At 62.5% G+C, this 13,622-nt stretch carries 12 protein-coding genes and 1 pseudogene; 10 read left to right on the top strand and 3 right to left on the bottom strand.

Going from position 1 to position 13,622, the window contains the following annotated elements:
• Positions 1 to 117: 117 nt before the first annotated feature.
• Positions 118 to 1,512, bottom strand: a complete 1,395-nt coding sequence (gene argH / locus AB7M32_RS03450) for an argininosuccinate lyase (protein WP_060740099.1) — start codon at positions 1,510 to 1,512, stop codon at positions 118 to 120.
• Between the two features lie 462 nt (positions 1,513 to 1,974).
• On the opposite strand from argH, the gene AB7M32_RS03445 reads away from it, so the two are divergent.
• From AB7M32_RS03445 to AB7M32_RS03415, 7 genes and pseudogenes are all read left to right on the top strand, one after another.
• Entirely contained in the window at positions 1,975 to 2,721 is a 747-nt protein-coding gene (locus AB7M32_RS03445; RefSeq protein WP_060740100.1) for a LytR/AlgR family response regulator transcription factor, read from the top strand.
• 138 nt (positions 2,722 to 2,859) lie between these two features.
• Positions 2,860 to 3,801 carry a hydroxymethylbilane synthase gene (gene hemC, locus AB7M32_RS03440; protein ID WP_158455129.1) on the top strand — a complete coding sequence of 314 codons (942 nt, stop codon included), beginning with the start codon at positions 2,860 to 2,862 and terminating at the stop codon, positions 3,799 to 3,801.
• Positions 3,798 to 4,544 (top strand): annotated as a pseudogene (locus AB7M32_RS03435) (uroporphyrinogen-III synthase); the annotation flags it as partial. The gene hemC and the pseudogene AB7M32_RS03435, both read left to right, overlap by 4 nt.
• A gap of 36 nt (positions 4,545 to 4,580) precedes the next feature.
• A complete protein-coding gene (locus AB7M32_RS03430; protein WP_454252094.1) occupies positions 4,581 to 5,714 on the top strand; it encodes a uroporphyrinogen-III C-methyltransferase in 1,134 nt (377 codons plus the stop codon).
• Positions 5,711 to 6,958, top strand: a complete 1,248-nt coding sequence (locus AB7M32_RS03425) for a heme biosynthesis HemY N-terminal domain-containing protein (protein WP_454249089.1) — start codon at positions 5,711 to 5,713, stop codon at positions 6,956 to 6,958. Before AB7M32_RS03430 ends, AB7M32_RS03425 begins: the two co-directional genes overlap by 4 nt.
• Positions 6,959 to 7,263: 305 nt before the next feature.
• Positions 7,264 to 7,806, top strand: coding sequence for a disulfide bond formation protein B (locus AB7M32_RS03420; RefSeq protein ID WP_454249088.1), 543 nt, complete (start codon positions 7,264 to 7,266; stop codon positions 7,804 to 7,806).
• Between the two features lie 175 nt (positions 7,807 to 7,981).
• Positions 7,982 to 8,440 (top strand): Rsd/AlgQ family anti-sigma factor, encoded by a 459-nt coding sequence (locus AB7M32_RS03415; protein WP_060740104.1) that lies wholly within the window; start codon positions 7,982 to 7,984, stop codon positions 8,438 to 8,440.
• 58 nt (positions 8,441 to 8,498) lie between these two features.
• Here AB7M32_RS03415 and AB7M32_RS03410 read toward each other — a convergent pair whose 3' ends face one another.
• Positions 8,499 to 9,164 (bottom strand): FKBP-type peptidyl-prolyl cis-trans isomerase, encoded by a 666-nt coding sequence (locus tag AB7M32_RS03410; RefSeq protein WP_454249087.1) that lies wholly within the window; start codon positions 9,162 to 9,164, stop codon positions 8,499 to 8,501.
• Positions 9,165 to 9,355: 191 nt separating this feature from the next.
• Here AB7M32_RS03410 and AB7M32_RS03405 point away from each other — a divergent pair, with 191 nt between their 5' ends.
• On the top strand, positions 9,356 to 10,543 hold the full coding sequence (locus AB7M32_RS03405; protein WP_454249086.1) for an AlgP family protein: 1,188 nt from the start codon (positions 9,356 to 9,358) through the stop codon (positions 10,541 to 10,543).
• On the opposite strand, the gene AB7M32_RS03400 is transcribed toward AB7M32_RS03405, so the two are convergent.
• The gene (locus AB7M32_RS03400) at positions 10,540 to 11,004 is read right to left on the bottom strand and encodes a TIGR02444 family protein (protein ID WP_454249085.1); all 465 of its coding nucleotides are present in this window, start codon (positions 11,002 to 11,004) and stop codon (positions 10,540 to 10,542) included. The two genes, AB7M32_RS03405 and AB7M32_RS03400, sit on opposite strands and share 4 nt — an antisense overlap.
• A gap of 50 nt (positions 11,005 to 11,054) precedes the next feature.
• Between AB7M32_RS03400 and AB7M32_RS03395 the strand changes: the two genes are divergently transcribed.
• Both AB7M32_RS03395 and AB7M32_RS03390 read left to right on the top strand, forming a co-directional pair.
• Positions 11,055 to 12,965, top strand: a complete 1,911-nt coding sequence (locus AB7M32_RS03395) for an ATP-binding cassette domain-containing protein (protein ID WP_092443020.1) — start codon at positions 11,055 to 11,057, stop codon at positions 12,963 to 12,965.
• A complete protein-coding gene (locus tag AB7M32_RS03390; RefSeq protein WP_072406002.1) occupies positions 12,965 to 13,546 on the top strand; it encodes a mechanosensitive ion channel family protein in 582 nt (193 codons plus the stop codon). Before AB7M32_RS03395 ends, AB7M32_RS03390 begins: the two co-directional genes overlap by 1 nt.
• Positions 13,547 to 13,622: the final 76 nt, after the last annotated feature.

Raw genomic sequence — 13,622 nt, 5'->3', positions numbered from 1 at the left:
GGAGATTTGAAGTCAGCTATCGCGAGCAAGCTCGCTCCCACATTTGAATCTCTGAATGTTCACAAGATTTGTGTCTACTGAAGATCTATTGTGGGAGCGGGCTTGCTCGCGAAGCTTTTAGCGGCTGGCGAGCAACGCCTGGCCGCGCACGACCGCTGCCTTGACCTGCGCCGGCGCGGTGCCGCCGATGTGGTCACGGGCATTGACGGAGCCTTCGAGGGTCAGCACGGCAAACACGTCCTGTTCGATCTGGTCGCTGAACTGGCGCAATTCGTCCAGGCTCATTTCCGCCAGGTCCTTGCCGGTGTCCACGCCATATTTCACGGCATGGCCGACAATCTCATGGCAATCACGGAACGGCAGGCCACGGCGCACCAGATAGTCGGCCAGGTCGGTGGCGGTGGAGAAGCCGCGCAGGGCCGCTTCGCGCATCACCGCGTGCTTGGGCTTGATGGCCGGGATCATGTCGGCGAAGGCCCGCAGCGAGTCGCGCAAGGTGTCGGCGGCGTCGAACAGCGGCTCCTTGTCTTCCTGGTTGTCCTTGTTATAGGCCAGCGGCTGGCCTTTCATCAGGGTCAACAGGCCCATCAGTGCGCCGAATACCCGGCCGCTCTTGCCGCGCACCAGTTCCGGCACGTCGGGGTTTTTCTTTTGCGGCATGATCGAGCTGCCGGTGCAGAAACGGTCGGGCAAATCGATGAATTGGAATTGCGCGCTGGTCCACAGCACCAGCTCCTCGGAGAAGCGCGACAGGTGCATCATCGCGATGCTCGCGGCGGCGCAGAATTCGATGGCGAAATCGCGGTCCGAGACGTTATCCAGCGAGTTGCCGCCCACGGCGTCGAAGCCCAGCAGTTGCGCGGTGTATTCACGATCGATCGGGTACGTGGTGCCGGCCAGCGCGGCGCTGCCCAGAGGCATGCGGTTGGTGCGCTTGCGGCAGTCCACCAGGCGCTCGTAGTCGCGGCTGAGCATTTCGAACCAGGCCAGCATGTGATGCCCAAACGTTACAGGTTGAGCGGTTTGCAGGTGCGTGAAGCCCGGCATGATGCTCTCGGCTTCGCGCTCGGCCTGTTCCAGCAGGCCTTTTTGCAGGCGCGTGATTTCGCCCAGGATCAGGTCGATTTCATCTCGCAGCCACAGGCGGATGTCGGTGGCGACCTGGTCGTTGCGGCTGCGGCCGGTGTGCAGCTTCTTGCCGGTCACGCCAATGCGGTCGGTCAGGCGTGCTTCGATGTTCATGTGCACGTCTTCAAGGTCGACGCGCCAGTCGAACTGGCCGGCCTCGATTTCAGTCTCGATGGTCTTCAGGCCATCGATGATGCTGTCGCGCTCGGCATCGGTCAGCACGCCGACCTTGGCCAGCATGGTGGCGTGGGCGATCGAGCCCATGATGTCGTGGCGATACAGGCGCTGGTCAAAGTTGACGGAGGCGGTGAAGCGGGCGACGAAGGCGTCGACGGGTTCACTGAAGCGGCCGCCCCAGGACTGATTGGTCTTGTCAGTGCTCATGAATTCGCTCGTGATCGGCTGTGGAGAAAGTAGCGGTTAAAGGCTGCGGCGGATGATAGCAGGGTTGCCGGGACTGGCGCTGGCACTGGTCGGCAGGTTTTTTCGATCGAGACCCGGGATCCAACCGGGTTTTCGCACAACGATATTTTTCGATTGAGCAATATCGTCGTGGCAACCGTCTACAGTGGACGGTAGGACTTTTGCTTTTTCCATCCATGGCGCACCGGACATATAGAAAAGGGGGGAGCTCATATTGGTCAGATCGACAGTTAATAATCCCTACGGCAACGCCGTGCGACAACGGGCCTCGGGCATCGGTCGGCAAGCGCTGGTAAAGATAGGCAACCGCCTCGCGGCACTTTTTGGCCCTCGAGCGAGTCTTAGCGTGGATCGCGGTGACGGATGTCACTTCCCCTGTCTACGCTATCCTTGTGCGAGACTCACGCAGGAATCCAGCGCAATATGAATGTCCTGATCGTTGATGACGAACCACTGGCCCGCGAGCGCCTGAGCCGAATGGTTGGCGAGCTCGAGGGTTACAGTGTCCTGGAGCCGAGCGCCACCAATGGCGACGAGGCATTGGCCCTTATTGACAGCCACAAGCCGGATATTGTGCTGCTCGACATTCGCATGCCTGGCCTGGACGGTTTGCAGGTGGCGGCGAAGTTGTGCGAACGAGAGTCGCCGCCCGCCGTGGTGTTCTGTACCACCCGGGACGACTTTCCGCCCGAGGTGTTGCAGGCCGGTGCCGTGGGCTACCTGGTCAAGCCGGTGGCGTCCGAGGCGTTGCTCGAAGCCTTGCGCAAGGCCGAGCGACCCAACCGCGTGCAACTGGCGGCGCTGACCCGTCCGGCCGCCGAAAGCGGCAGTGGCCCACGCAGCCACATTAGTGCGCGGACCCGCAAAGGCATCGAGCTGATCCCCCTGAACCAGGTGGTCTACTTCATTGCCGACCATAAATACGTGACCTTGCGCCATGAGAGTGGCGAGGTGTTGCTGGACGAGCCCCTCAAGGCCCTTGAAGACGAGTTCGGCGAACGCTTCGTACGCATCCACCGCAACGCCCTCGTGGCCCGCGAGCGCATCGAGCGTCTGCAACGCACCCCCCTTGGGCATTTCCAGCTGTTCCTCAAAGGTCTCAATGGCGACGCGCTGATTGTCAGCCGGCGGCACGTGGCCGGCGTGCGCAAGATGATGCAGCAGCTTTAAGCCAGGCGGTCCAAGGCGTTCAACGCGTTTCATTTCCAGGATCTGGCGGCCAGGGAGGCCTTGGGGTCGTGATTCAAATCAAAGCGGTTTTGACTGAGCTGTTATTATCTGCCGTATCTTTTAAGTACGGATTGATCAATGTCCCCTCGCGAGATCCGCATCGCCACCCGTAAAAGTGCCTTGGCCCTCTGGCAGGCCGAATATGTCAAAGCCCGCCTGGAAGCGGCCCATCCCGGCCTGATCGTGACCCTGGTGCCCATGGTCAGTCGCGGTGACAAGCTTTTGGACTCGCCGCTGTCGAAAATCGGCGGCAAGGGCCTGTTCGTCAAGGAGCTGGAAACCGCGCTGCTGGACAACGAAGCCGACATCGCCGTGCATTCGATGAAAGATGTGCCCATGGACTTTCCCGAAGGCCTGGGCCTGTTTTGCATCTGCGAGCGGGAAGACCCGCGCGATGCGTTCGTCTCCAACACCTTTGCCAGCCTTGAGGCGCTGCCTGCCGGGAGCGTGGTGGGCACGTCCAGCCTGCGTCGCCAGGCCCAATTGCTGACGCGTCGTCCAGACCTGCAAATCCGTTTTCTGCGCGGCAACGTCAACACGCGCCTGGCCAAGCTCGATGCCGGTGAGTACGACGCCATCATTCTCGCCGCCGCCGGCCTGATCCGCCTGGGCTTTGAAGACCGCATCACCTCGGCCATCAGCGTCGACGACAGCCTGCCCGCCGGTGGGCAAGGGGCGGTGGGTATCGAGTGCCGCAGCGCCGACAGCGACATCCACGCCCTGCTGGCGCCATTGCACCATGCAGACAGCGCCACGCGAGTATTCGCCGAACGCGCGCTGAACAAACACCTCAATGGCGGCTGCCAAGTGCCGATTGCCTGTTACGCCATACTGGAAGGCGAACAGGTCTGGTTGCGCGGCCTGGTGGGGGATCCCAACGGTGGCCGGCTGCTCAGCGCCGAGGCCCGGGCACCGCGCCAGGATGCCGAGGCGTTGGGCGTGCGGGTGGCTGAAGATTTGTTGAGCCAGGGTGCCGCCGACATTCTCAAGGCGGTCTACGGCGAGGCCGGCCACGCGTGACGGATTGGCGGCTGTTGCTCACCCGGCCGGCGGACGAGTCGTCGGCGCTGGCGGCTGTCCTGGCTGAAGCGGGGGTCTACAGCAGCAGCTTGCCGTTGCTGGATATCGAGCCGGTCCCGCTGTCCGATGCCGGGCGGGCGATATTCCAGGCACTGGATCAATACTCTGCCGTGATCGTGGTCAGCAAGCCGGCCGCACGCCTATGCGTCGAGCTGCTGCGCCAACACTGGCCCCAGCCTCCAGACCAGCCCTGGTTCAGCGTGGGCGCGGCCACCGGACAGATCCTTGCCGATGCCGGTCTCACGGTGTTTTATCCCGATAACGGCGACGACAGCGAAGCCTTGCTGGAACACTTGGTCTTGCGCCAGGCTGTTTCGCGGCCCGACCCCAAGGTCTTGATCGTGCGTGGCGAAGGTGGGCGTGGCTTGCTGGCAGAGCGTTTGCGCGAGCAAGGTGCTAGTGTCGATTATCTGGAATTGTACCGCCGCCACCTGCCCAGTTACGGTGAAGGAGCGTTGCCGGCGATAGTCGAGGCGGAACGCTTGAACGCACTGGTGGTCAGCAGTGGGCAGGGCTTCGAGCATCTGCGGCGGTTGGCCGGCGATGCGTGGCCGGCCCTGGCGCGATTACCGTTGTTTGTTCCAAGCCCAAGGGTTGCCGAGATGGCGCGTGCCGCCGGGGCCCGAACAGTTGTGGATTGCCGTGGCGCCAATGCCGCGGCTTTGCTGGCGGCTTTACGGGAACACTCCGTGCCGTTTTCTAATGCAAAGGATGGATACGTGAGCGAAACAGCCTTGCCAAAAGAAGATTTAGACCAGCCAGCGATCGATGCGCCGGTTGAACCCTCGCCCCCAGTGGCGCCGCGCCGCGGCAATGGGCTGGTCGTTGTTGCCTTGCTGCTCGGCGCCGCCGGTGTCGCCGTGGGCGGTTGGGGCGTATGGCAGGTACGGCACCTGCAAACCAATAACCAGCAGCAGTCCGCCCAGGTGCAGGCGCTGAACGACCAAGCCCAGACCCTCAAGCTCAACGAGCAACGCCTGAGCGAGCGCCTGGCGCAATTGCCCCCGGCCGAAGAGCTGGAGGAGCGGCGGCGCCAGGTGGCCCAGTTGCAAGGTGATCAGCAGCACCTGAACCAGCGCCTGGAAACCGTGCTGGGTGCCAGCCGCAAGGATTGGCGCCTGGCGGAGGCCGAGCACCTGTTGCGCCTGGCCAGCCTGCGTCTTTCCGCCCTGCAAGACATCGACAGTGCCCAGGCGCTGGTCCAGGGCGCTGACGAAATCCTGCGCGAACAGAACGACCCCGGTTCGTTCGCCGCCCGCGAGCAACTGGCCAAGACCCTCGCTGCGCTGCGCAGCACCGAGCAACCGGATCGTACCGGGCTGTTCCTGCAACTGGGCGCCTTGCGTGACCAGGTGTTGCAACTGACCGAACTGGCACCCGAGTACAAGGATCGTGGAGAGTCGCTGCTGGGCCTGACCGCCGATGGCGATGGGGCCAGCCGGTGGGCGCAGTGGTGGGACCAGATCTCGCGCTATATCCGCATCGACTTCAACGCCGACGAGAACGTCCGTCCGCTGTTGGCCGGGCAAAGCCTGGTGCAAGTGCGCCTGGCCTTGAGCCTGGCTCTGGAGCAGGCGCAATGGGCCGCCCTCAATGGTCAGGCGCCGGTATACACCCAGGCGCTGACCGAGGCCCGGGACGTATTGAAGAACAACTTCAACCAGGACAATCCGCAAAGCAAAATCATGCTCGAGCGCGTGGGTGAGCTGTCCAAGCAGCCGGTGACGGTGGTCACCCCGGACCTCACGGGCACGCTGAGCAGCGTCCAGGCCTACCTTGAGCGTCGCAACCTCAATGCCCAGGAGTCGGTCAAGCCGCTGCCCGCGCCAGGCGCGCAGGAGGCCACGCCATGAAGCGTCTCTACGTGATTCTGTTCGTGGTCATCGCTGCTGCGGCTTTGCTGGGCGTGGCGATTGCCGAGCATTCGGGTTACGTGCTGGTGGCATACAAGAACTTCCGTTATGAAGCTGGCCTGTGGGTCACCCTGGCCCTGGTGGCGGTGCTCTGGCTGGTGTGGCGAGGCCTGAGGGCGCTGATTGGGCTGGTGACCACGTCCAGCGGCGTGGTCAACCCGTGGTCGCGGCGCAACCGCAGTCGTCGGGTGCAAGTGGCGATCGAACACGGCCAGTTGGACCTGGCCGAAGGTCGCTGGGCCAGCGCCCAGCGACACCTGCATCGTGCCGCCGAAGCCGAGCGCCAACCGTTGCTGTATTACCTGGGCGCCGCCCGCGCTGCCAACGAACAAGGGCTTTACGAACAGAGTGACAGTTTGCTGGAGCGCGCCTTGGAGCGTCAGCCCCAGGCGGAACTGGCCATTGCGCTGACGCACGCGCAATTGCAGATGGATCGAGGTGACACGGATGGCGCATTGAGCACGCTGCAGGCCATGCATGAGCGTCATCCCCATAACGCCCAGGTCCTGCGCCAATTGCAACGGCTGCATCAGCAGCGCGGCGATTGGTCGGCGGTGATCCGGCTGTTGCCGGAGCTGCGCAAGGATAAGGTCCTGCCGCCGGCCGAACTGGCTGAACTGGAGCGGCGGGCCTGGGGCGAGAATCTCAGTCTGGCGGCCCACCGAGAGGAGGACGGCAGCGTCGGTTTGCAGTCGCTCAATCGCGCCTGGCAACAACTGACCTCTGCACAGCGCCAGGAGCCTACTCTGGTGCTGGCCTATGCCGAGCAACTGCGTCAGTTGGGCGCTCAGGTTGAAGCCGAGGAGGTGCTGCGCGGCGCGCTCAAGCGTCACTACGACAGCCATCTGGCGCGCCTGTACGGCTTGGTTCGCGGTAATGATCCGATCCGCCAGTTGCAAGCGGCCGAAGGCTGGCTCAAGGACCACCCGACCGATCCGAGCCTGCTGCTGACCCTGGGGCGCCTATGCCTGCAGAACAGTTTGTGGGGCAAGGCGCGGGATTATCTGGAAAGCAGCTTGCGCGTTCAGCGCAACCCCGAAGCCTGCGCCGAACTGGCGCGCCTGCTGGCGCAACTGGGGGATGCCGAGCGCAGCAACCAGTTGTTCCAGGAGGGGTTGGGGCTGTTGGATGAGCGTTTGCTGGCCGCGCCACTGCCGGTTCCGGCTCAGGTGTTGTCGACTTGAGATGAGTCATTGCGGCGCTCCCGCGTGGGTGGGAGCAAAGCTTGCTCGCGAAACAGGCACCTCGGTTTCTGAAAGACCGCGTCGTCTTTAATCGCGGGCAAGCCTTGCTCCCACCGGTGGCACCCGTTTGTTTTTGGGGCTTTGGTCATACCTTCAGCAAAGTCCTACAGCTGACCACGCCGAATCCTCTGCGACCTGTCGGGAATTCCCTACACCCTTGGTGAAGTGTCTGCGCGAGGCTGCCTTGAAAGGCCCGAGGGCTTTCCTCTACCGTAACTGCTTGTCTCTTTTGTTACGGAATCGCCATGTCTTTGGCCAGCTCACGCTTCTCGTTTCTCATGGCTTCCATCGCCGCCGCCCTGGCTTTGGGCATCAGCACTTATCTGGAGTATTCGGCCGGCCTGACGCCTTGCAGTCTGTGTGTCTTGCAGCGGTTTTGCCTGATGCTGTTCCTGGCGAACAGCCTCGTAGCGTGCGTACACGGTCCAGGCCAGCGAGGCAGTCTCTTCTATGGCGCCGCGGGATTGGTTTTTGCGTCCGGGGGCATGACTCTGGCGTGGCGTCAGGTCCTGATGCAAAGCCACTCGTTCGAGCCGTTATCCGATTGTGCGGCACCACTCAACCCGACGGGTTCTTGGTGGTGCGCGTTGCGTCGTGTCCTCGACGGCGCCGTCGATTGTGCAAATATCACGTGGACGTTGTTCGACCTGAGCATCCCCGAGTGGAGCCTGTTGTTTTTTCTCGCGGTGTCCAGCGCCATGACCTACTTGCTGCTGCGCCTTGCCTGGAGTGCTCTGGTACGACCGCTCAGCGGCGAGACGTCGCAGTTGGTCCGGGCCCTGGATTAAACACTTGTATGAACTTTATCTCCTGCGTACCTTGAAGCCGTTGTCGTGCGGGCATAATCTGGCCCGCACGTGTTATTGGAATTGTGCCGCTCGATCATGTTGTGTCTGGCTTGTCCCTGGTCATCAGGCGTGCGCAGGCTGCGAGGGGGCATGACTCACAAGGGAAGAAATCACCATGCTCGAAAGTTGTCAGAATGCTCAGGAACGCTGGGGTGGGGTGCATCTGCTGATCGATCGCTGGCTGCAGGAGCGTCATGAACTGGTTCGGGCCTACGATGATCTTGGCGCCAAGCCTGAAGCCTTGAGCGAAAGCCGCAAACCCTTGCAGGATTTCTGCGGTGTGCTGGTCGACTATGTGTCTGCCGGTCACTTTGAGATATACGAACAACTGACGGGCGAGGCCAAGGCCTTCAACGACAAGCGCGGCCTTGAACTGGCCGAGACGATCTATCCGCGCATCGATGTCATCACCGAGAAGCTGCTGGCGTTCAACGACCTGTGCGATGAAGGCAAGTGCGTAGCGGAAAAATTCAAGGAGCTGGGCGGCTTGCTGCACGAGCGTTTCGAATTGGAAGACTGCCTGATCGAAGTGCTGCACAACGCTCACAAGGAAGAAGCTGCGGTCCAGGCCTGAGGGTTCGCGGTCATGAAAAAACGGTGCGCATTGCGCACCGTTTTTCGTTGGGTCAGCGTCAGGTCGTCGCGCCCAGCAACTCGATTTCAAATACCAACGGTGTGTACGGCGGGATCACATCCCCAGCCCCTTCAGCGCCATAGGCCAGGGACGACGGAATCACCAGCCGCCATTTCGCGCCGACCGGCATTTGCGGCAATGCACTGCGCCAACCGTCGATCACGCTGTCAAGATTGAACCACTGTGCCTGACGGTTTGAGTCGAATACGGTGCCGTCTGGCAATCGACCGGTATACAGCACCTGGACCTTGCCGTGGGGGCCAGCCTTCGCGCCGTGGCCGGGCTTGATTTCGGTCAGCAGGATGCCGTCGGCAAGTTGCTGGACCCCAGGCCGGCTTTTTTCTTCGGTGAGAAATTTCTGCTCGGTTTTCAGCGCGGCTTCGGCCTGCGGCGTTGTCGATGGCGCGTTCAGTTGCGCCTGGTGCTCGGCCAGGATCTGTTCGATGCGTTCATCTTTCAGAGCCAGCGGTTTTCCCAGGTAGGCCTGTTGCAAACCTTCGACCAAGGCTTTGATCTGCAGGTCCGGCACGTCCTGGCGCAGGCGTTCGCCGAGGCTGGCGCCCAGGCTGTAAGCCAGATCGTGGGCATCGTTTACGCTGGTTTTTTCAACGGCCTGGACCGTGGCGCACGCCATGCACAGGAATAAAAACAGGTGACGCGACATGTGTGCTCTCCGGCCTCGAATCGAGGAATTATGCCAGTGTCCATATCTGTAGAGGTGGATTGCCAAGGCACTGGCGCAGAAGATTTTTCGTCCCTTGCAACGCAACGTCTTGTGTACTGTCAACATGCCCTAGCGGCGGTTGCAGCAGAGGTCTAGTATGAGCCGCACTCACGTCAGTCAGGAGGTAAACCATGTCGGCCACCAAGAAGCCTGTAAACACTCCGTTGCACTTGCTCCAACAACTCTCGGGCAGCTTGCTCGAACATCTGGAAAACGCCTGCTCCCAAGCCCTGGCTGATGCTGAAAAACTGCTCGCCAAACTGGAAAAACAACGCGGCAAAGCGCAGGAAAAACTGCACAAGTCGCGCACCAAATTGCAAGACGCAGCCACCGCTGGCAAGGCCAAGGCGCAAGCCAAGGCCAAGGACGTTGTGAAAGAGCTCGAAGACTTGCTCGATGCCTTGAAGGATCGTCAGTCCGAAACCCGCGCCTACATTTTGCAACTCAAGCGTGATGCCCAGGAAAGCCTGAAACTGGCCCAGGGTGTCGGTCGTGTGCAAGAAGCTGCGGGCAAGGCGCTGTCGCTTCGTGCTGCCAAGCCTGCCGCTGTATCGGCCAAGAAGCCAGCGGCTAAACCCGCCGTGGCAAAAGCACCGGCCAAAGTCGCTGCCAAGCCCGCCGCCAAAGCACCGGCCAAGGCGGCCAGCAAACCGGCTGCCAAACCCGTCGCTGCCAGCGCTGCAAAACCTGCGGCAAAAAAACCAGCGGTCAAGGCTGCTGCCAAGCCAGCCGCAAAAACGGCGGCCGCTAAACCTGCCGCTGCCAAGCCCGCTGTAAAAGCCGCTGCTAAACCCGCCGCTAAACCTGCGACAAAAGTTGTAGCCAAGCCTGCCGCTAAAACCGCCGCTGCAAAACCTGCCGCGATGAAAACCGTTGCCGCTAAACCGGCTGCCAAAGCGGCGGTAAAATCCACTGCCAAACCTGCTGCTGCCAAACCTGCCGCCAAGCCTGCGGCAACCAAAACGGCTGCGGCCAAGCCTGTTGCGAAAACGGCTGCCAAGCCCGTCGCTGCCAAAGCGCCTGCCAAAGCGGCGGCTAAACCCGCTGCCAAACCAGCCGCTGCCGCCAAGCCTGCTGTCGCGAAGCCAACGGCTGCCAAGCCAGCCACGGCCAAGCCAGTTGCCGCCAAGCCCGCCGCTAAACCGGCCGTGAAGAAGCCAGCCGCTGCAAAACCTGCGACTGCGCCAGCCGCCAAGCCAGCGACACCGGCTCCGGCGCCGACCGCGACACCTGCGCCTACCGCCAGCACTCCGGCCACGGCGACCAGCCCAGCCGCCGTTGCGCCGACCACCAGCAGCACCCCAACCAGCGCTTCCTAAGTGCCGGACACCGCGACGCGCAGCTGATGCAGCGCGTCGCGGTTCGCTGGGTCTGCACTCGCCACCAGCCCTTGCAGCCATAGCGCTGAATCATTCGGTTGTTCCTCAGGCCAATCCCCGGCCGCCGCCTGTAATCGTTCCAGCAATCGTCGTTCGGCTTCCAATTCCAGTCGCTTGACCTGTTCGCGCAGGCTCTCGAGTGCCGTGTCTTGCCGGGCACCGGTCTTCCATTGACTGCGAAGCGCGCGCAAGGGCCTCACTACCTCTGCCTCCCAAGGCTCGGTCAATTGTCGAAGCTGTTGCAGCCGTTGTTCATTGCAGGTTACGCCGCGTCGTTCCAGCCACAGTCCGCAAAGCAGCAGGCAGACATTGACGCCGGCGCTCTGTAGCGTGAGGCAGGCAGGCTCTACGCCAGGCTTGGCATAGAGGTCGAGGGAAAAGCTCCACAGGTCAGGGGACATCGTGCTACTCGCGCCAGTTGCGAGCGAAGCTGGTAGACTCCGCCGCCATTATGATCCGACTTCAGAACCTGACTTTACAGCGTGGCCCGCAACGTCTGCTAGAAGACGCCGAGCTGACCCTGCACGCCGGCCACAAAGCCGGCCTCATCGGTGCCAACGGCGCCGGCAAATCGAGCCTGTTCGCCTTGCTGCGAGGCGAGCTGCACCCGGACTCGGGCGATTGCCTGCTGCCGGCCGACTGGCGTATCGCTCACATGCGCCAGGAGGTCGACACCCTCGATCGTCTGGCGGTGGACTACGTGCTCGATGGCGACCTGCGCCTGCGCCAGGTGCAACGCGACTTGGCGGCAGCCGAAGCGGCCCACGACGGTGCCGCACAGGCCCGCCTGCACGCGGAACTCGACAGTGCCGACGGCTATACCGCCGATGCCCGCGCGCGCAAGTTGCTCGCCGGCCTGGGCTTTACCAATGAACAGATGGACCGCCAGGTCGGGGACTTCTCCGGTGGCTGGCGGATGCGCCTGAACCTGGCGCAGGCCCTGATGTGCCCTTCGGATCTGCTGCTGCTCGATGAACCGACCAACCACTTGGACCTCGACGCCATCATCTGGCTCGAAGACTGGCTCAAGGGTTACCCGGGCACGCTGCTGTTGATTTCCCACGACCGCGATTTCCTCGACGCGGTGGTGGATCACGTGGCCCATGTCGACCAGCGCAAACTCACCTTGTACCGCGGCGGCTACAGTGCCTTCGAGCGCGCCCGTGCCGAACGCCTGGCCCAGCAACAGCAGGCCTACGAGAAGCAACAGGCGCAACGTGCGCACATGGAAAGCTACATCGCCCGCTTCAAGGCCCAGGCCACCAAGGCCCGCCAGGCCCAGAGCCGGATCAAGGCACTGGAGCGGATGGAAGAGCTGTCGGCGGCCCACGTCGATTCGCCATTCGATTTTGTCTTCCGCGAATCGACCAAGATTTCCAGCCCGTTGATCGACCTGTCCGACGCGCGCCTGGGGTATGGCGACAAGACCGTGCTGGAGAAGGTCAAGCTGCAACTGACCCCAGGTGCGCGGATCGGTCTGCTGGGCCCCAACGGGGCCGGTAAGTCGACCCTGATCAAGAACCTCTCGGGCGAACTGCAGCCATTGGCTGGACGCTTGACCCGAGGCGAAAACACCGTCGTTGGCTATTTCGCCCAGCACCAGCTCGACTCCCTGGATTCCAAGGCCAGCCCGCTGCTGCACCTGCAACGCCTGGCGCCAACCGAGCGCGAGCAAACCCTGCGCGATTTCCTCGGTGGGTTCGATTTTCGCGGGGCACGCATCGACGAGCCGGTGCTGAATTTCTCCGGTGGCGAAAAGGCGCGCCTGGCGCTGGCGTTGATCGCCTGGGGCCGGCCGAACCTGTTGCTGCTCGACGAACCGACCAACCACCTGGACCTGGAAATGCGCCTGGCCCTGACCATGGCCTTGCAGGAATTCAGTGGCGCGGTGCTGGTGGTGTCCCACGATCGGCATTTGCTCAAGAGCACCACGGATAATTTCTTCCTGGTCGCCGACGGCAAGGTCGAGGAATTCGACGGTGACCTGGAAGATTATGCCCGTTGGCTGGTGGAATACCGCCAGCGCAACGCGCCGGTCAGCAGCACGCCGGTCAACCCGGACAAGACCGACAAAAAGGCCCAGCGCCAGGCCGCCGCCGCATTGCGCCAGCAACTGGCGCCGCACAAGCGCGAGGCCGACAAGCTCGAAGCCGAGCTGGGCAAGCTGCATGAAAAGCTGCAGAAAATCGAAACCAGCCTGGGCGACAGTGGTCTCTACGAGGCGGCGCGCAAGGACGAGTTGCGTGACCTGCTGGCCGAACAGGCCAGGCTGAAAGTTCGGGAAGCGGAGCTCGAGGAGGCGTGGATGCAAGCCCTGGAACTGCTGGAAAACCTGCAAGCGGAGCTGGAGGCGTTGTCCTGATGGAAGCGTTGGCGTTGCCTGTCCCTGTCATGTGGATCGAGCCGATCTGGCTCGGTGTGCAAATCCTGCTGATCCTGTTGGTGGGATATGTCGCCCAGCGGTTCGTTGCGCGTGCGCTCACGGGCCTCGGCGAGCGCTACCCACTGCCGACGCAATTGGTGATCATCCTGCGCGGTGTGCTGCGCTGGCTGATCATGGGCAGTGCCGTGCTGGTGGCGCTGGAGCGCCTGGGTGTCTCGGCCACGGTACTCTGGACGGCGATCTCGGGTTTCGTGGCGGTGGCAGCGGTGGCGTTCTTCGCCATCTGGAGCGTGCTGTCTAACCTGTTCTGCGCCGTGTTGATCTACACCGTAGGACCGTTTCGCCTGGGCGATGTGGTCGAGCTGGTGGACACCACCGACAAGCCTGGCATCAAAGGGCGCGTGGTGGCGATCAATCTGCTGTACACCACGCTGATCGAACCCGAGGAACTCGGCACCGGCAGCGCCATGGTGCAAGTGCCCAACAGCCTGTTCTTCCAGCGTTCGGTACGGCGCTGGCGTGGCAGCGAAGCGTTTCCGGTGGGTGGGTTCGTCGAATAATCCGGCCTCGCCGATTGGCCTTTTTTTACAAAAAAGCGATGGTCAATCCTGCGGCGGCGCATTAGCTTAGCCGTTT

The organism is Pseudomonas sp. R151218B TE3479 (assembly GCF_053629195.1).
Note: the sequence above shows the minus strand (reverse complement) of the source record. Positions and strands in the feature narration are given on the sequence as shown.